Below are 17,976 nucleotides of genomic sequence, written 5' to 3'. Positions count from 1 at the left end.
CGAAATGAACGACCCTAGCGTCTTCAACAAACACATGACGCGAGGGGATGAGCCATTCATGGATTCACCTACGGATTCCCTGACGGAAGCGGTTCTCCGGGGAGCCCCCGCCGATGAACTCGAACGGACGCCGGTCCCGGCGGATTTCGTCGCCGCCCATATCCGGCAGGAGGACGTCGGGATCTTCGACGGGGAGGCGGACAGCGACGTACGGCGTTCGCTGCGGGTGGGCCGGGTGCCGATGCCCGAACTCGCCCCGGACGAGGTGCTGGTGGCGGTGATGGCCAGCTCCATCAACTACAACACCGTCTGGTCGGCGACCTTCAAGCCCGTCTCGACGTTCGGCGCGCTCAAGCGGTTCGCGCGCGGCGGTGGTTACGCGGCCCGGCACGACCTCCCGCACCAGGTGGTGGGCTCGGACGCGGCCGGGGTGATCGTGCGGACCGGGGCCGGGGTGCGGCGCTGGAAGGTCGGCGACCATGTGGCCGTCAACGCGGCCGTCGTGGACGACCAGGATCCGGTGACCCAGCACGACGGGATGCTCGGCGCCGACCAGAAGGCGTGGGGGTACGAGACCAACTTCGGCGGCCTGGCGCACTACACCGTCGTACGGGCGAGTCAGCTGCTGCCCAAGCCGGGGCATCTGACCTGGGAGGAGGCGGCGTGCGTACCGCTGTGCGGCGGTACCGCCTACCGGATGCTGGTCAGTGACCGGGGTGCACGGATCAAGCAGGGGGACATCGTGCTGATCTGGGGCGCGACGGGCGGCCTCGGAGCGTTCGCGGTGCAGTTGGTGAAGAACGGCGGGGGCATTCCGGTCGGGGTGGTCAACTCCGAGGCGAAGGCGAAGCTGCTGGCGCGGCTCGGCTGCGATGTGGTGATCAACCGCGAGGAGATCGGCATCGGCGGCGACGTGGCGGCCGGCGCCGACACGGTGGAGCTGGCGAAGCGGCTGGGCCGGGCGATCCGGGCGGAGCTGGGCGAGGACCCGCATGTCGTGTTCGACCATGTGGGGCGGGCGACCTTCGGGATCTCGGTGATCGTGGCCCGCCGGGGCGGCACGGTCGTCACCTGCGGATCCAGCACCGGGTACGAGCACTCGTTCGACAACCGGTATTTCTGGATGAACCTCAAGCGGATCGTGGGCAGTCACGGCATGAACCTCAACGAGGCCGCCGAGATGATGCGCCTGCTCGACCTGGGCGCGGTCGCGCCCGTGCTGTCGGAGGTGTTCCCGCTGGCCGAGGTGGGCGAGGCGGCCCGGCTGGTGCAGCAGAACCGGCACACCGGCAAGGTCGGTGTCCTCGCGCTCGCGCCCTCCCCGGGCCTCGGGGTGACGGACCCTCAGCGGCGGGCCGCGCTCGGCGAGGAGTGGCTCAACCCCCTGCGGTCCACCTCGCTGACCACACCGGTACCGGAACCCGTGGGATGAGCACCCCGGCCGACACCCCCACCGGTTCTGGTTCCGGTACCAGAACCGGTACCGGAACCAGAACCGGCCCCGGCAGCCGAGTGACAGGCGCCCCCACCCACCCCCGAGACCACCAGGACCGCGAGAAGAGGACCCCCCACTGATGACCGCCCCCGCGCCCACGGCCGACCCGCAGGGTCGGGCCACCGCGCTCGCCACCCTCCCCGAGGTGCTGCGCCTGCGCGCCCGCACCCAACCCGACGCCGTCGCCTACGTCTTCCTGCGCAACGGCGAGACCCCCGAGGACTCCCTGACCTACGGCCGGCTGGACGAGAGCGCGCGGGCCAGGGCCGCCGCACTGGACGCGGCGGGGCTGCGCGGCGGCGCCGCCGTGCTCCTGTACCCCTCCGGCCTCGATTTCGTCGCCGCGCTGCTCGGCTGCATGTACGCGGGGGTCGCGGGCGCCCCCGTGCAGGTGCCGACCCGGTCGCGGGGACTGGCCCGGCTGCGGCGGATCGCCGACGACGCGGGGACGGCCACCGTCCTCACCACGTCCGCCGTGAAACAGGACCTGGAGGAACGCTTCGGCGACTCCCCGCACCTGGCCGGACTCACCCTCCTCCCCACCGACACCCCGGCCGCCCCGGCCCCCGGGGACTGGACCCCGCCACCGGTCGCCCCCGACGACATCGCCCTGCTCCAGTACACCTCCGGCTCCACGGGCGACCCGAAGGGCGTGCGCGTCACCCACGCCAACTTCCGCGCGAACGTGATGGAGACCGACCTGCTGTGGCCCTGCCGCCCCGACAGCGCGGTGGTCAACTGGCTGCCCCTCTTCCACGACATGGGCATGCTCTTCGGGGTGATCCTGCCGCTGTGGGCGGGGATACCGGCGTATCTGATGGGCCCGGAGGCGTTCATCCGGCGGCCGGGCCGCTGGCTGGAGGCCGTCTCCCGGTTCCGCGGCAGCCACACCGCCGCGCCGAGCTTCGCGTACGAGCTGTGTGTGCGGGACGCGGCGGACAACGGGGTGCCGGAGGGGCTGGACCTGTCCAGTCTGCGGGTGGCGGCGAACGGGGCCGAGCCGGTGCGCTGGCACGTCGTGCGCTCCTTCACCCGGACCTTCGCCGCCGCGGGCTTCCGTGCCCGGGCCATGTGCCCCGGCTACGGCCTCGCGGAGAACACCCTCAAGGTCACCGGCAGCCGGGAGGACCAGGAGCCCACGATGCTCCCGCTGGACGCGGAGGCCCTGCGCGCGGGCCGCGCCGAGCCACTGACCGGCACGGCGGCATCGGAGACGGCGCCCGGCCCGGGGGTCGTGCACGCGGTCGGCTGCGGTACGACGGTGGGGGCGTCGGCGGTCCGGATCGCCGACCCCGACACGCTCACCGGGCTGCCGGACGGGTCGGTCGGCGAGATCTGGGTCAACGGCCCCTGTGTCGCCGACGGTTACCACGGCCGCCCGGAGGAAAGCGCGCGCACCTTCCGGGCCCGTCTGGCGGGCGAGGAGGCTGCGGGCGGCTGGCTGCGGACCGGGGATCTGGGGTTCCTGCGCGCCGGGGAGCTGTTCGTGACCGGCCGGCTCAAGGACGTGATCATCCGCAAGGGGCGCAATTTCTATCCGCAGGACATCGAGGCGGCGGCGGAGCGTGCCGACGCCGCGCTGCGGCCGAACTGCGCGGCGGCGTTCTCCGTGGACGACGGCACTGCGGAGTCGCTGGTGCTGGTCGTGGAGGCCGACGGGCGGGCGCTGCGCGACGGGGGTCCGGAGGGGCTGCGTGAGCGGGTACGGGCGGCGGTGCGGGACGGCCAGCGGCTGGAGGCCGAGCTGATCGTGCTGGTCAGACGGGGCGCGCTGCCGAAGACGTCCAGCGGGAAGGTACAGCGGCGCGAGACGCGGCGACGGTACCTGGAGGGCGAGTTCGGGGCGGCGCAGGTGCCCAAGGTGACCCCCGCGCCGGTGGCACCCGTACCGGAGGTGACGCGATGACCGGGAGCGACCCGGTAACCGGCGGCGACCCGGTAACCGGCGGCGACCCGGCGACCGGGAGCGACCCGGTAACCGGGGGCGACTGGGTGACCGGCAGCGACCCGGCGACCGGCAGCGACCCGGCGACCGGAGCAGACAGCGTGACCGGCAGCCACCCAACGACCGGAACCGGCCGTGTGACCGGCAACCACCCAACAACCGGAACCGACCCCGTCACCGGCAACCACCCAACAACCGAAACCGGCCGCCTCACCGGAGCCGGCGTGCCGCCCGGCACCCCCCGGCGGCTGCGCGTCCCCGCCCCGGTGCCAGGCGCCCGCGTCCTCGGCGTCGGCGCCTACCGTCCCGCCCGGGTCGTGCCCAACTCGGAGGTGGCGCCGGCGATCGGGTCGAGCGACGACTGGATCCGCCGTAGGTCCGGCATCGTGACGCGGCGGTTCGCCGCTCCGGACGAGACGGTCGTGGAGATGGCAGCGGCGGCCTCGCTCAAGGCGCTGGCCCAGTCGGGGGTCGCGCCGGACGCGGTCGACACCGTGCTGCTGGCGTCCATGTCCCTGCTGGAGCAGTCGCCCCCGGCGGCGCCCCGGGTGGCCCACCGGATCGGCGCGGTCGCGGCGGGCGCCCTCGATGTCGGCGCGGCCTGCGCGGGCTTCGTCCACGCGCTGGCGACGGCGGACTCGCTCATCAGGTCGGGAAACAGCAGACATGTCGTGGTGGTCGGCGCGGAGCGCATGTCGGACATCGTGGATCCCACGGACCGGGGGACGGCGTTCCTGTTCGGCGACGGTGCCGGGGCGGTGGTCGTAGGTCCGGCGGACGAGCCGGGGATCGGGCCGGTGGTGTGGGGTTCCGAGGGCGGGCGGCACGCGGCCATCGCCCACGGCGGCCCATGGCCGGTGCCGGGTGCGCCGGTCGCGGTGACACCCACCCTGCGGATGGACGGCCCGGCCGTGTTCCGGTGGGCGGTGGCCACGGTGCCGAGGGCGGCGCGGGCAGCGCTCTCCGCGGCGGGGGTGCATGCCGCCGACCTGGCCGCGTTCGTCCCGCACCAGGCCAACCTGCGGATCATCGACGGGGCCGCGGCGGCACTGCGGCTGCCGGAACAGGTCGTGGTGGCGCGTGACGTGGTCCACGCGGCGAACACATCGGCGGCGTCGATCCCGCTGGCCATGGAGGAGTTGCTGGCCCGGGGCGCGGTGCCGAGCCGTGGCCTGGCGCTGCTGGTGGGCTTCGGCGCGGGCCTGTCCCACGCCGCCCAGGTCGTGTCGCTGCCATGACCACCGGCGGCGACGGCTCAGCTCAGCCAGGGGGTGGTGAACGACTGGACGGCGGCGCCGTCGAGGTCGGCGAGCTTGATCGCGGCGAGGCCCCGGGCGGCGTCCGAGGTCTGCACCCGGAACGGCGGTCGCTCGGCGTCGAGCACCTCGATGACGGTGGCCGCCGCCTCGTCCGCGCTCTGCGCCTGCTCGAAGAGACCGGCGGTGGCGCCGAGGTACGCCTTGAAGGCCGCCTCGTAGGGCCCGGCGTGCTCCAGCAGCCCGGGCACGGACGGTGTCAGCCGGGTGACGAACTCGCTGGCCACGGGGCCCGGTTCGACGACCGTGACCGTCACGCCCGTACTGGCGGCGACGGGTGCGAGCGACTCCAGGAACCCTTCGAGGGCGAACTTGGCGGCGCAGTACGCCTCGTTGAAGGGCTGCCCGATGAGCCCGCCCAGACTGGACACGGCGATCAGCCGCCCGCCGGTGGCCCGCAGATGCGGCAGCGCCGCCCGGGTCACCTCGACCGCGCCGAGGAAGTTCGTCTCCAGGACGGACCGGAAGGCGTCGACCCCGATCTGCTCGACGGTGCCGAGCTGCCCGACCCCGGCGTTGCTGACGACGGCGTCCAGGCGTCCGTACGCGCTGATCACCCCGGCCACGGCCGACGCGACGGACTCCGGTTCGGTCACGTCGAGCCGGACGATCTCCAGCCGGTCACCCACCCCGGCGGCGTCGGCGGCGGCGCGCAGGGCGTCGCCCCTGCCGGGGTCGCGGAGGGTGGCGACGACCCGCCGGCCGGACACGGCGGCCCGCACGGCGGTGGCCAGGCCGATGCCGGAGGAGGTGCCGGTGACGAGGACGGTACGCGGATCGGCGGGGGCGGTCACAGGTGCCATGGGGGTCTCTTCCGTCGGGCGGGGCGCGTTGACGGCACGGTGTCATCACCGCCGGGACGGGCCAACCCCTATGTTCCGGACCCCTTCCCCACCTTTTTTCCCGTTCCCGCCACCCCCTTGACAAGCCGGTGCGCAGCACGGTGAACCTGGGTGGGCCATGGGGCGGCGGAACCGCCCCCGAGGACTGCCCAATAGGGAACAGTGGACGTCAAGTGATCGTGATTACTTATCAGTTGGTGTTAGCGTGCGTTCATGAGACCGGTCTTTGACATCATCGCGCTGCGCAGTCTGGTGGCGGTCGCGGACGAGGGCGGATTCCGCCGGGCGGCCGAGTCCCTGACGCTGAGCCAGTCCGCGGTCAGCCAGCATGTGCGGCGGCTGGAGAAGACGCTGGGCCGTCCGGTGGTGGAGCGGAGCGGGCGCTCCGCCCGGTTCACCGCGGCGGGCGAACTCCTGCTCGACGAGGCGCGCTGGATCCTGGGCGTGCACGACGAGGCGGCCCGGCGGCTGCTCGGTGCCGAGCCCCAGAGTGTCGTCATCGGCTCGGCGGAGCACGCCGCGGACCAGATCCTGCCCAGGATCACCGCGGCGGTCCAGCGGTCCCTGCCCGCCTGCCAGGTCAGATTCCGCATCGACCGCTCGGCCCGGCTGGTGGAGGCCGTCGACCGCCGGTCCGTCGACGTGGCGGTGTACGTCACCGAGGCGGTCGCCGTCCCCGGCACCCCGGTCGGCGGCCTGCCCCTCAAGTGGTACGCGGCACCGGGCTGGACTCCCCCGCCCGCCCCGGCGCCGCTGCCCCTGGCGGCGATCGAGGAGCCCTGCGCGGTCCGCCGCCAGGCCCTCGACGTACTCTCCGCCCATGCCATCCCGGCCTCGGTGATCTGCGACGCCGGGTATCTCACCGGCGTACTGGAAGCCACCCGCGCCGGACTGGGCGTGGCCCTGCTGGCGGACACCGCGCGCGGCTACGAGGGCCTGGAGGAGTACGCCGTCCTTCCGCGCTCCCCCGCGATCCGCATGAGCGCCCACGCCCGCCCGGGCGCCGACCCGGCCATGGTCACGAACGTCATCGAATCGGTCCGCGCGCTGCTCCGCGACCTCAGCCCGACCCAGCGCCGGGCCACTGCCCCGACCTGCGCGGACGAGGACCTCACCGACGCCCAGTGGAAGTCGGTCGAGCCCCTGCTCCCGGTCGGCGAACGCGGCCCCTATCCCGAGGGCCTGCGCTCCCAGTTCAACGGGGTCCTGTGGCGGTTCCGCACCGACCGCCCATGGCGTACGGTCCCCGCCCACTACGGCGCCTGGCAGACCGTCCACCACCGCTTCCACCAGTGGGCCCTGACCGGTACCTTCGCCAGACTCCTGGAGTCCCCGCCCCCCGTCCCGGCCGCCACCCACCCCCACTGGACGACGGCCCTGCGCAAGGCCGCGGAGGAGGAGCGGCGGCTACGGGACACCAGGTCCGCCGCGGCCCCGGACAGCAGGCGGCTTCCCTGACGGTACGGGGACCTACCGGACGGACAAGGGCGTGTCCGGCCGCAGAACCAGCACGGCCGTCCGGTCCACGAGGTCCTTCAGGGCGGGCAGACAGGCCCGTTCGCCGCCGAAGCCGTCCAGCAGCTGATGTGCCCGGTCGCGGAACCGGCCGATGTCCTCCTCGAACCGGCGCAGCACCGTGGGCGCGACCAAGTGGCGGGCGAGTTGGGCGCGGGCGGTCTCGGAGTCCCTGGCGTCCGCCCGCAACTGCCTGAAGCCCGCGTCGGGCCCGGTCGTGGGCGCTTCTTCCAGGGCGCACGCGAGCAGATAGGTGGCGGTGCCGTTGCGGAGGTCCTCGTTGCGGCCGGACAGAAGGTCTTCCTGGTCGTTGAGGAGCTGCCAGAGCACGCCGAAGACATCGCCGAACTCACGCCACAGCTCCACGCGCGGCTTCGGCGCCCCGGCGAGCAGTGCGGCCATCGCGGTGATCATGCTGAAGGGCGATCCGGACTTGCCCCGGTAGGCCGCGGCGACCGACGCGCGGGTGACGTCGGCGGTCGAGCCGTGGAGATCCCACAGCTGGCCCTCGGACGCGCCCACCCAGCAGCGGATGATCTCCTCCGCCAGCGGGCCGTGCAGCGGCCCGGGTACCCGGCTCGACCGGACGGCGAGCAGGGGCAGCGGGGCCGCCGCGACGACGGTGGCGAGAAAGGCGTCCCCCGCGTCGAGATCCCCGGCGAACCCGGTGACACCGGAGACATCGCTGCCGGGTGAGTCGGCCAGGTCGTCCAGGGTGCAGGCCGAGGTCCACCACAGCTCGTGCACGACGGCCAGCGGGAGCGCCGGTCGCGCGGAGCCCGTCTCGACCGCGTGGACCATCAACGGCAGCACCGACAAGGGGTACTTGAAGGCACGGTGGCGCAGGAGCGCGGCGACCGCCGTACGCAGTGCGGGCGCCGACGGCCCCAGCAGCGCGAGGACGGCCTCTCTCTCCGCGTCGATCTCCGTGGCCATCTGCCGGTGCACATCGAGGTACGAGGTTGCCAGCACGCGAGCCCCCATCGACGGGATGGTCATAACGGGTCATGTTCGGGTCAGCTGCGAGTCAGGTGCGACTCATGCGCGAGAAGCACACTCCCCCTCGCCCGTGCCGGATCGTGCAGGGTGCGAGGAGCGGGTGTCAACGGTGCCTTATGGGACGCGTGGGGACCGAGGGAGGCCGGATCGCCCCCTGTCTTCGCGTTCGTGCACAGGCCACGCCGCTCTTCGGGTCGTACGCGCCACCGGCCTTTGACAGGGTGGGCCCATGACGACGACACCTGACGGGCGGCCCGTTCCGCCCCCGTTCGCCGATGAGCGCACGATGCTGGAGGCGTGGCTGGACTTTCACCGGGCGACACTGGAGCTGAAGTGCGCGGGGCTCACGGACGAGGAGCTGCGGCGGGCGTCGGTGGAGCCGTCGGCGATGACGTTGCTGGGTTTGGTGCAGCACATGGCCGAGGTGGAGCGGAACTGGTTCGGGCGGATCTTCGGCGGCGAGGAACTGCCCCCGGTCTTCGGGGCGGACAACGACTTCGGTTTCGGACTCGCGCCGGACCGGGGACTCGACGCGGTGACGGCGGCCTGGCGGGCGGAGGTCGCCCGGGGGCGCGAGCTGATCTCGACGGCGTCGCTCGACGACTCCGGCCACCTCTCGCCGGAGGAGGCCGCTCAGGTCGGCGGTGACGGCCTGTCGCTGCGCTGGATCCTGATCCACCTGATCGAGGAGTACGCCCGCCACAACGGGCACGCGGACCTGATCCGCGAACGGATCGACGGTGTCAGGGGAGCGTGAGGGCGATGCGGGGAGTGAGGGGGGTGGCCGGATCCGGGCGCCTCGCGGAGCGGGGACTGTTTGACTGCCCCTATGTCCTCCGCACTTGGTGTCTCCCGACCCGACCAGGCCGCCTACATGCTGCGGGCCGCCGCTCGCGACGCCGGTCGCGCCTACAAGCAGCGGCTGCTGGATCTGCTGGACGTCCGGACGGGCCACACCGTCCTGGACGTCGGGTGCGGCCCGGGTACGGATCTGCCCGCGCTGGCCGAACGGGCCGGGGCCACCGGCTCGGTCATCGGTGTCGACCTGGACCCCGCGATGCTGGCCCGCGCCCGGGAGCGTACGGACGGCCTGCCCCGGGTGGAGTTCCGTGAGGGGGACGCCCATGACCTCCCGGTCGCGCCCGGCTCGGTGGATCGGGCGAAGGCCGACCGGGTCCTGATGCATGTCGCCGACCCGGGTGAGGTGCTCGGGCAACTGCACCGGGTGACCCGGCCGGGCGCGCGGATCGGGCTGGCCGAACCCGACTGGGACACCCTGATCGTCGACGCCGAGGACCTGGAGACGAGCCGCGCCTTCACCCGCTACACCACGGCGGCGGTGGTCCGTCAGGCGACCGTCGGACGGGCCCTCCCCCGGCTCGCCGAGCGCGCGGGCTTCCGGGTCGAGACCGTACTGACCACGACCCCCCTCTTCCGCGATGTCGAGGAGGCGGACTACACCCTGGGCCTCGGCCGCAACCTGGAACGGGCCATCGCGGAGGGACACATCGACCCGGTGCGCGGGCGTCGCTGGTTCACGGGCCTGTCCGACGGGCCGTTCTACGCGTCGTTCACGCTGGTGAGTGTGGTGTGCGTGCGCTGACCGCCGCCTCAGAGCATCGCCAGCCCCGGATCGTGCAGCACCGCGCCGATGTCGGCGAGGAGCTGGGAGCCCTGCTGTCCGTCGATCAGCCGATGGTCGAAGGACAGGGCGAGCTGGGTCACCCAGCGCGGCTCGATCGACTCCGCGCCGGAGTCGTCCGTCACCACCCACGGGGTACGGCGGATGGCGCCCATGGCCAGGATGGCCGCCTCACCGGGGTTGATGATCGGCGTCCCGGTGTCGACCCCGAACACCCCCACGTTGGTGAGGGTGACGGTCCCGTCCGTCATCGACCGGGGCGTGGCCCTGCCGGAGCGGGCCAGGCCGGTCAGCTCGGCGAGCGCCTCGGCCAGTTCACGCAGTGACATCAGATCGGCGCGCTTGATGTTGGGGACGATCAGGCCCCGGTCCGTCGCCGCCGCGATCCCCAGGTTCACATAGTGCTTGAGCACGATCTCCTGCGCCGCCTCGTCCCAACTGGCGTTCGCGTCCGGGGTGTTGCGCAGGGCCAGCAGCAGCGCACGGGCCACGAACAGCAGCGGAGTGACTCTCAGCTCCCGGAACTCACGCCGGGCGGCGACCGTCTCCCGCAACCGCATGGTGACCGTGATGTCCACGGTCATGAACTCGGTGACATGCGGCGCGGTGAACGCCGAGGCGACCATCGCGGCAGCGGTGTGCTTGCGCACCCCCCGGATGGGGATACGGGTCTCGGTGCCCGGTTCCGGGGCGGCGGCCCGGGACGGGGTGGGGGTGACCACCGTCGGCGTAGCGGCTGCCGCCCGGTGGACGTCGTCGCGGGTGACGGTGCCCGCCGGACCGGTCGGGGTGACCGTGGTGAGGTCCACGCCCAGGTCCTTGGCGAGCTTGCGGACCGGTGGTTTGGCGGCGATGCGCTCGGTGGGGCGGGCGGCGGGGGCGGGGGCGGATGTGGGTGTGGGGGTGGGTGTGGGGGTGGGTGCCTGCTCGGGGACCGGCGCGGCGGCCTGCGCCGCCCTGCGTCGGCGCCGCCCGCTGCCGCCCGCCTGAGGACCGTAACCCACCAGCATGGGCTCCCCGTCACTGTCCGCACCGCCACCGCTGCCACCACTGCCACTGCCGCTCGGGGCGGAGGTCGGCGTCGGGGCGCTCTCGGTCAGGATGGTGATCAGGGGCCGGCCGACCGGGAGGGTCTCGCCCTCCTGGGCGTGCAGGGTGCCGACCACTCCGGCGTACGGGGACGGCAGTTCCACCGCCGCCTTGGCGGTCTCGACCTCGACGAGGGTCTGATTGACCTCGACGGTGTCACCCGCCCGCACGGACCAGTGCAGGATCTCGGCCTCGGTGAGTCCCTCGCCGACATCGGGGAGCAGGAAGACTTGTTCTGACACGGTGACCGGCTCCTCTAGTAACTCAGGCTGTGATCGAGGGCGTCGAGGATCCGGTCGACACCGGGCAGCCAGTCCGACTCCAGACGGCTGGGCGGGTACGGGGTGTCGTACCCGGTGATCCGCAGCACCGGCGCTTCGAGGTGGTGGAACTCCTCCTGCTGGATGCGTGCGGCCAGTTCGGCGCCGAAGCCGTGGGACAGGGACGCCTCGTGGGTGACCAGGGCCCGCCCGGTGCGGTGCACCGACTCCCGTACGGTGGCCATGTCCAGCGGTGACAGGCTGCGCAGGTCGACGACCTCCAGGCTGCGGCCCTCCTCGGCGGCGGCGTCGGCGGCTTCGAGGGCGAGGGCGACCGTCGGGCCGTACGCGATGAGGGTGGCGTCGGTGCCGGGGCGGACGATCCGCGCCCGGTCCAGCGGCGGTGGCGGCTCGTCGGTGACCTCGCCCTTGGCCCAGTAGTGCCGCTTGGGTTCGAGGAAGATGACCGGATCGTCGTCGGCGATGGACTGGCGGATCATGTCGTACGCGTTCTGCGGGGTGGAGCAGGTGACCACCTTGAGGCCCGCCGTGTGGGCGAAGTAGACCTCGGGCGACTCGGAGTGGTGCTCGATGGAGCCGATGCCGCCGCCGTAGGGGATGCGGATGGTCACCGGCAGGGTGATGACTCCGCCGGAGCGGTGCCGCAGCTTGGCGAGCTGGCTGATGATCTGGTTGACGGCCGGGTAGACGAACCCGTCGAACTGGATCTCGCACACCGGGCGGTAACCGCGCATCGCCAGGCCGATGGCGGTGCCGACGATGCCCGCCTCGCCGAGCGGCGAGTCGACGACCCGCAGGTCCCCGAACTCCTTCTGGAGCCCGTCGGTGACCCGGAACACCCCGCCGAGGCGTCCGATGTCCTCACCCATCAGCAGGACCTTGGGATCGTCCGCGAGGGCGGCGCGCAGGCCGTTGTTGAGGGCCTTGACCATGGAGATCTTCATCGGGTGACTCCGCTCTCCTGGCCGGCGGCGACGAACGCGAGGTGCTCGGCGAGCTGGCGTCCGAGTTCGGGGGACATCGCGGTGTGGGTGTGCTCGAAGGGCCCGGCGCTCGACGGCTCCGGCAGCGCGCGGCAGCCGGATCTCATGTGTGCGGCCAGTTCCTGTTCCTGCTGTTCGATGCCGGCGAAGAACGCGTCGTCGGCCGGGCCGTTCGCGCTCAGATACAGGCGCAGCCGCTCCAGCGGGTCCTTGGCGGCCCACTCGTCCTCCTCGGCGGAGGGGCGGTAGCGGGTGGCGTCGTCGGCGGTGGTGTGGGCGTTCATCCGGTAGGTGACGGCCTCGATGAGGGTCGGGCCGCCGCCGGAACGGGCCCGGTCCAGGGCGTCGGTGGTCGCCGCGAGACAGGCCAGGACGTCATTGCCGTCGACCGCTACGCCGGGGAAGCCGAAGCCGGAGGCGCGCTGGGCGACCGGGACACGGCTCTGCACGCTGTAGGGGGCGGAGATGGCCCACTGGTTGTTCTGGCAGAAGAACACCACGGGCAGGTGCTGCGCGGCGGCCCACAGGAACGCCTCGTTGGTCTCGCCCTCGCTGAGCGCCCCGTCGCCGAGGAAGACCAGGACGGCGCTGTCCCGGGTGGCGTCCCCGGTGCCGATCGCGTCGTCCCGGACCAGGCCCATGGCGTAGCCGACCGCGTGCAGGGTCTGGGCGCCGATGACCAGGGTGTAGAGGTGGAAGCGCCGCTCGTAGGGATGCCAGCCGCCCAGGGTCGAGCCCCGGAAGAGGCCGAGCAGGGACACCGGGTCCAGGCCCCGGCACCAGGCCACGCCGTGTTCCCGGTAGGTCGGGAACACCATGTCGTGCTCCCGGACGGCGTGCGCGGCCCCGATCTGGGCGGCCTCCTGACCGCGCAGGGACGGCCACATGGCCAGCTCCCCCTGCCGCTGAAGCGCGATCGCCTCCGCGTCCAGACGACGGGCGAGGACCATGTCCCGGTAGAGGCCGCCCAGATCGACCCCACCGGGCAGGGCAAGCCGACCGTCCCCCGCGAGCACCCCCTCGGCCGACAGAAACCGAATCGGCCCCTCGTCCTGCCCGGCAACCGCACCGGGCTTGGGCTCGGGCTTGACTGACTTACGTGACATCACGGCTCTCGTTTCGGATACGGGGGGGGTGTGGTGGCGCGGATACGGGGGCGTCGTGGCGGCGCGGATACGCGGGCGTCGTGGCGGCGCGGATACGCGGGCGTCGTGGCGGCGCGGATACGGGGGCGTCGTGGCGGCGTCGGTCGATCAGCTACGTCGGGCAGGACGGGGCGGTGATCGACCGACGCCGGATCAGGGGACGCGCCGGGGAGTACGGGATGGATCGACGGCGGCGGCACCGATACCCGGCACGCGACGAACTCGTCCGGATCCCTGTCACCCAACCCCGACACCATCGCCGCCAAGGGGCGCGGGGAACTGCGCGACCAGCCCCCACTCACCCGCACCCGCCCCACCACACCAACCCCCCGCGCACTCGTCCTCGTGGACGACCACACTCGGCACACCTGTGGCACAGTGCAATTAACCTGCACACAAGTTGACACAGGCGCAAAAAATACGAAGTCCAAGCAAGGTCACGCGCAAAAAAGCTGCGCCCCACACTCCCCCGAGGTGGCCCCATGCCAGGTACCGAGCACGTAGACGGCGTCGACAGCCTGATCATCGACCTGCTGGTGCAGGACGGCCGACGGACGGTCACCCAGATCGCCGAGCAGGTGAGCCTGTCCCCCTCCGCCGTGAAGCGCCGTATCGACCGCCTCGAACGGGTCGGGGTCATCGCGGGCTACACGGTCATCCTCGATCACAACAAGCTCGGCTCCAGCTTCGAGGCGTTCGTGGAACTCCGGTTCGCGGGGGACGTCAAGGTCGAGCTGATCACCAACGCCGCGACCAGCGTCCCGGAGGTGCTGGAGGTGTTCACGGTGGCCGGGGATCCCGACGCGCTGGTCCGGGTCCGGGTCTCCGGCGTCCAGCACCTGCGCGACGTCATCGACCGGCTGCGCCGCGCGGGGCCGGTGATCGGGACCAAGACGCTGATGGTGCTGGGTGCGTGGCGCCGGGACGGGTGAGCCCCGGCCGGGCGTCCCGTCGTACAGAATTTGCCCAGCGGGCATATCAACTTGCCTCACGGGTTGACTTCCCTATGGTGTCCGGCGCACGCTGAGGGTGCCCCATCCGTATCGAGCAGGGAGGCATGCGCTCATGTCCGTGTCGACTGACCGCGCCGGCGCCGACGCCACCGACAGCACCCGGAACACCGTGCACACCGAGGATCGGGACAGCGTCGGCGAGCTGGACATACCGCAGCTGGCGGACGCGCTGGACTCGGTGGAGGCCGAGCGGCAGCACCGTAAGGAACAGCTGGCGATCGCCTTCCGGATCTTCGCGCGCTACGGCTTCGACGAAGGCATCGCCGGGCACATCACGGCCCGTGACCCGGAGCATCCCGACCAGTTCTGGGTCAATCCGTACGCCGTGCACTTCTCCCGGATCAAGGCGAGCGATCTGCTGCTGATCGACGAGGAGGGCCGGGTGATCGAGGGCGACCGCCGTACCAACAAGGCCGCCTTCTGGATCCACTCCTCGATCCATCAGGCGCGACCCGACGTGGTGGCCGTCTGTCACGCCCACACAATCCATGGCCGGGCCTTCGCCTCGCTGAACAGACCGCTGGACCCGATCGTCCAGGAGTCGTGCGCCTTCGCGGGCGACCATGTGCTCTTCGACGAGTACAAGGGCCTGGTGCTGGAGAAGGCCGAGGGCGAGCGGATCGCCGAGCGTCTCGGCGACGCGCGGGCGGCGATCCTGCGCCACCACGGGCTGCTCACCGTGGGGCGGTCGGTCGAAGAGGCGGCCTGGTGGTTCATCACCATGGAGCGGGCCTGCCAGATGCAGCTGCTGGCCGACGCGGCGGGCACGCCCAGGATCATGAGCGACGAGGAAGTCCGGCTGGCACACCGGCAGTTCAGCAACGCAAACATGGCCCGGCACAACTTCAATCTGCTCGCCGAGCTGGTGGTGGAGGACGAGCCCGACGTCCTGAAGTGACGGACGTACCAGATGCCTTATTCCTTATGAGAGGGAGACCGACGCCATGTCCATTCGAAAAGTGAACCCCGAGTCGATCGCGCCCCCGGTCCAGGGCCTCTACACCCATGTGGCGATGGGGCGGGGCCGGTTCGTCGCGATCGCCGGGCAGATCGCCCTGGACGCGGACGGGAAACTGGTCGGCGCCGGTGACCACGAGGCCCAGGCCGAGCAGGCGTTCCGTAACTTCAGGGCCGCTCTGGAGGCGGCCGGTGCGACCCAGGACGACCTGATCAAGAACACCATCCATGTGGTGGGCCACCGGCCGGAGCTGGTGGGTCCGATCTTCGCGGCCGGGCAGCGGGCCTTCGACGGCGTCTGGCCGGTGTCGGCGAGCACCTTCCTCGGGGTGCAGACGCTGGGCCTGCCCGAGTGGCTGATCGAGGTCGACGGCTTCGCCGTGGTACCGGACTGAGACCGGCTCGGTGCGTCTTCGGCCGGCGCCGCCCCCGAACCGGCGGGAGGGTTTGCCAACCCAGCAATATGTTTTGCCTTTGAGGCGTGTATGTTACGGGCATGGCGCACGACAACGAGGTAGACACCTGGGTCGGTCACCGGCTGAGGGACCTGCGCAGTGAGCGCGGGATCACGCTGATGACGCTGTCCGAGCAGACGGGCATCTCCGTCACCCATCTGTCCCGCCTGGAGAAGGGCCACCGGCAGCCGTCGATCGGCAGTCTGCTCCAGATCGCCCGGGTCTACGGGCTGTCGGTGAGCGAGCTGATCCAGGAGCAGGAGCTGGAGGACTACCACCTCGTCCGCGCCGCCGACGCGCAGGAGCACCCCGGGCAGGACGGGCACTACACGGTGCTGAGCGGGCCGGGGTCCACCATCGCGGTGATCCGGGTGGAGGTGGAGCCCGGCAAGTCCATCAAGGACGCCCGGCACGCCGGTGAGGAGTGGCTCCATGTGCTGGCGGGTGAGGTGGTGTTCCGGCTGTCCGGCACCGACATCGTGCTGGGCGCCGGGGACTCCGTCCACTTCGACTCGTCGAAGGTGCACCGGCTGACCAACAGGACCGAGCGGCCCGCGACGGTCCTGGTCGCCTCGACGGCGGCCACGATGCCGATGCACCACCCGGTCCCGTCACCGAAGTCCCGCCGCTGACCGCCCGATGGCCGCCCGACGTCCGGGCGCCGACCGGGCCGCGACCGGTCAGCCGAGAGCGAGCAGTTCGCGGGCCAGCGACCCGGGGCGCACCAGCACCTCGGCGTGGGCGGCCTCGGGCAGCGTCACCAGCCGGAAACCGCGTTTGACGACGGCGGCTGCGGTGTCGTTGAAGAACTCCTGCGCCGCGCAGTGGATGTAGGTGACGGGTTTGCCCTCCAGGATCTCCTCGCTGCCGGGCAGCAGCGGTTCGGCGTGGGTCAGTCGCGGCATGGGGGCCAGATTGTGCTCCAGCCAGGTCGCCCCGTCCTCGTCGGCACCCAGTGCGCGCGGGTCGAGCGGGGCGACCTCCCAGTCGGCGCCGTCCACGGGCGGTACGAAGGCGTCCGCGAGCCAGGGCAGCATGCTGAAGGCGGACTCGCCGCTGGTGGGCGCGAAGGCGTCGACGTAGACGACCTGCCCGACCCGCTCCGGGGCCAGGGCCGCGACGCCGGTGATCACCATGCCGCCGTAGCTGTGGCCCACCAGGATCACGCCGGTCAGGTCCTCGGCGGCCAGCAGCTCCGCGATCTCCCTGGCGTTGGCGTTGACCCCGGTCTGCGCGCCCGACGGATCGCGCTTCTCGGCGAAGCCGGTGAGGGTCGGGGTCACCACGCGGTGGCCCGCCTCCTCGAGCAGGGGCCGCAGACGGTCCCAGACCCAGCCTCCGCCCCAGGAACCATGAATCAGCACGAACGTCGCCATCTTGCTCTTCCTCCTGCGAGTCGCGGGCCCCACGGACCGGATGCGCCCAGCACCACGCCTGGCCGACCCGCGGACCTCATGAACACAGCATCAAGGGAGCACGTCACCAGGTCAACCCATGGGGCGATTTCTTTTGCCAATCAGGCAAACGCCATGGATGCGCCCGCTACTCGAAGCGATGCCGCCCGGCCAGGCATCCTTCGGCGCGCACCGAAGAGTTCCCGCCCTACCGTCGGGTCCCATGAACACCTTGACGCCGGGCAGCGTGCCCGCCGACACCTCCGCGGACCGCATGACCCACATGACCCACATGACCATCACGCCGAGCGTCCTGTACTTCGGAACACCGGTCGTGCTGCTCTCCACGGAGAACGAGGACGGCTCCTTCAATCTCGCGCCGATGTCCTCGGCCTGGGCCCTGGGCCAGGTGATCGTCCTGGGGCTGGGGGCCGATGGGCAGACCGCGCACAATCTGCGCGGCCGACCCGAGCTGGTCATCAACCTGCCCGCGCCGGACCAGTGGCCGGCGGTGGAACGGCTCGCGCCGCTCACCGGGTGCACTCCCGTGCCCGTGCGCAAGCGGGACGGCTTCCGGTTCGAGCGGGACAAGTTCGCTGCCGCGGGCCTGCGTCCTGAGCCCTCCGAGCTGGTGCGGCCGCCCCGGGTCGCCGACTGCCCCCTGCAACTGGAGGCCCGTGCCGCCCGGGTCCAGCCCGACATCTCCGGCGAGTTCCTCATCGTCGAGGCCCAGGTGCTCAGGGTCCATGCCGACCCACGCATCGTCGTCCCCGGCTCCCAGCACATCGACCCGGCCCTGTGGAGCCCACTGATCTACAACTTCCGCCACTACTACGGCCTCGGCTCCGAGCTGGGCCACAGTTTCCGTTCCCGGACACCCCGCTGACGCCACCCGCACCCCACAG

17 protein-coding genes are annotated in these 17,976 nt (G+C 72.0%); 11 read left to right on the top strand and 6 right to left on the bottom strand.

Annotation, left to right across the window (positions count from 1 at the left end; translation table 11 throughout):
* The first annotated feature begins 58 nt into the window (after window positions 1-58).
* The 3 genes from ccrA (at window position 59) to ACFRFC_RS00405 (ending at window position 4,678) form a co-directional block, all read left to right on the top strand.
* Window positions 59-1,432, top strand: a complete 1,374-nt coding sequence (ccrA, locus tag ACFRFC_RS00415) for a crotonyl-CoA carboxylase/reductase (protein ID WP_382679487.1) — start codon at window positions 59-61, stop codon at window positions 1,430-1,432.
* A 142-nt stretch (window positions 1,433-1,574) separates the two neighbouring features.
* Window positions 1,575-3,401: a fatty acyl-AMP ligase gene (locus ACFRFC_RS00410; RefSeq protein WP_382679484.1), complete on the top strand. Its 1,827-nt coding sequence runs from the start codon at window positions 1,575-1,577 to the stop codon at window positions 3,399-3,401.
* The gene (locus ACFRFC_RS00405) at window positions 3,398-4,678 is read left to right on the top strand and encodes a beta-ketoacyl-ACP synthase 3 (protein WP_382679481.1); all 1,281 of its coding nucleotides are present in this window, start codon (window positions 3,398-3,400) and stop codon (window positions 4,676-4,678) included. The genes ACFRFC_RS00410 and ACFRFC_RS00405 overlap by 4 nt, the downstream gene beginning before the upstream one ends.
* Window positions 4,679-4,695: 17 nt before the next feature.
* Here ACFRFC_RS00405 and ACFRFC_RS00400 read toward each other — a convergent pair whose 3' ends face one another.
* Window positions 4,696-5,559: an SDR family oxidoreductase gene (locus ACFRFC_RS00400; protein WP_382679478.1), complete on the bottom strand. Its 864-nt coding sequence runs from the start codon at window positions 5,557-5,559 to the stop codon at window positions 4,696-4,698.
* 252 nt (window positions 5,560-5,811) lie between these two features.
* On the opposite strand from ACFRFC_RS00400, the gene ACFRFC_RS00395 reads away from it, so the two are divergent.
* Window positions 5,812-7,056, top strand: a complete 1,245-nt coding sequence (locus ACFRFC_RS00395; RefSeq protein WP_382679475.1) for a transposase — start codon at window positions 5,812-5,814, stop codon at window positions 7,054-7,056.
* A 12-nt stretch (window positions 7,057-7,068) separates the two neighbouring features.
* Here ACFRFC_RS00395 and ACFRFC_RS00390 read toward each other — a convergent pair whose 3' ends face one another.
* Window positions 7,069-8,085, bottom strand: a complete 1,017-nt coding sequence (locus tag ACFRFC_RS00390) for a polyprenyl synthetase family protein (RefSeq protein ID WP_382679472.1) — start codon at window positions 8,083-8,085, stop codon at window positions 7,069-7,071.
* Window positions 8,086-8,341: 256 nt separating this feature from the next.
* On the opposite strand from ACFRFC_RS00390, the gene ACFRFC_RS00385 reads away from it, so the two are divergent.
* A complete protein-coding gene (locus tag ACFRFC_RS00385; protein ID WP_382679469.1) occupies window positions 8,342-8,869 on the top strand; it encodes a DinB family protein in 528 nt (175 codons plus the stop codon).
* A gap of 72 nt (window positions 8,870-8,941) precedes the next feature.
* Window positions 8,942-9,715 (top strand): methyltransferase domain-containing protein, encoded by a 774-nt coding sequence (locus ACFRFC_RS00380; protein WP_382679467.1) that lies wholly within the window; start codon window positions 8,942-8,944, stop codon window positions 9,713-9,715.
* A gap of 8 nt (window positions 9,716-9,723) precedes the next feature.
* Here ACFRFC_RS00380 and ACFRFC_RS00375 read toward each other — a convergent pair whose 3' ends face one another.
* From ACFRFC_RS00375 to ACFRFC_RS00365, 3 genes are read right to left on the bottom strand one after another with little or no spacing between them, the layout of a single operon-like run.
* Window positions 9,724-11,085 carry a dihydrolipoamide acetyltransferase family protein gene (locus ACFRFC_RS00375; RefSeq protein ID WP_382679464.1) on the bottom strand — a complete coding sequence of 454 codons (1,362 nt, stop codon included), beginning with the start codon at window positions 11,083-11,085 and terminating at the stop codon, window positions 9,724-9,726.
* Window positions 11,086-11,099: 14 nt separating this feature from the next.
* Window positions 11,100-12,068 (bottom strand): alpha-ketoacid dehydrogenase subunit beta, encoded by a 969-nt coding sequence (locus ACFRFC_RS00370; protein WP_382679461.1) that lies wholly within the window; start codon window positions 12,066-12,068, stop codon window positions 11,100-11,102.
* On the bottom strand, window positions 12,065-13,213 hold the full coding sequence (locus ACFRFC_RS00365) for a thiamine pyrophosphate-dependent enzyme (protein ID WP_382679458.1): 1,149 nt from the start codon (window positions 13,211-13,213) through the stop codon (window positions 12,065-12,067). Before ACFRFC_RS00365 ends, ACFRFC_RS00370 begins: the two co-directional genes overlap by 4 nt.
* Before the next feature lie 521 nt (window positions 13,214-13,734).
* On the opposite strand from ACFRFC_RS00365, the gene ACFRFC_RS00360 reads away from it, so the two are divergent.
* The 4 genes from ACFRFC_RS00360 to ACFRFC_RS00345 all read left to right on the top strand — a co-directional run bounded on the left by ACFRFC_RS00360 (window position 13,735) and on the right by ACFRFC_RS00345 (window position 16,309).
* The gene (locus ACFRFC_RS00360) at window positions 13,735-14,184 is read left to right on the top strand and encodes an Lrp/AsnC family transcriptional regulator (protein WP_382679455.1); all 450 of its coding nucleotides are present in this window, start codon (window positions 13,735-13,737) and stop codon (window positions 14,182-14,184) included.
* 133 nt (window positions 14,185-14,317) lie between these two features.
* Entirely contained in the window at window positions 14,318-15,163 is an 846-nt protein-coding gene (locus ACFRFC_RS00355; protein WP_382679453.1) for a class II aldolase/adducin family protein, read from the top strand.
* A gap of 46 nt (window positions 15,164-15,209) precedes the next feature.
* Window positions 15,210-15,617: a RidA family protein gene (locus ACFRFC_RS00350; RefSeq protein WP_382679450.1), complete on the top strand. Its 408-nt coding sequence runs from the start codon at window positions 15,210-15,212 to the stop codon at window positions 15,615-15,617.
* 101 nt (window positions 15,618-15,718) lie between these two features.
* On the top strand, window positions 15,719-16,309 hold the full coding sequence (locus tag ACFRFC_RS00345; protein WP_382679447.1) for a cupin domain-containing protein: 591 nt from the start codon (window positions 15,719-15,721) through the stop codon (window positions 16,307-16,309).
* Between the two features lie 48 nt (window positions 16,310-16,357).
* Here the strand turns inward: ACFRFC_RS00345 and ACFRFC_RS00340 are convergent, their stop codons facing one another.
* Complete coding sequence (locus tag ACFRFC_RS00340; RefSeq protein WP_382679444.1) at window positions 16,358-17,053, bottom strand: alpha/beta fold hydrolase; 696 nt, start codon at window positions 17,051-17,053, stop codon at window positions 16,358-16,360.
* A 241-nt stretch (window positions 17,054-17,294) separates the two neighbouring features.
* Between ACFRFC_RS00340 and ACFRFC_RS00335 the strand changes: the two genes are divergently transcribed.
* Entirely contained in the window at window positions 17,295-17,957 is a 663-nt protein-coding gene (locus ACFRFC_RS00335) for a flavin reductase family protein (RefSeq protein ID WP_382679441.1), read from the top strand.
* The last annotated feature ends 19 nt before the right edge of the window (window positions 17,958-17,976 follow it).

The sequence above is a fragment of the Streptomyces sp. NPDC056734 genome, from assembly GCF_042790455.1.
Taxonomy (GTDB): Bacteria; Actinomycetota; Actinomycetes; order Streptomycetales; family Streptomycetaceae; genus Streptomyces.
Note: the sequence above shows the minus strand (reverse complement) of the source record. Positions and strands in the feature narration are given on the sequence as shown.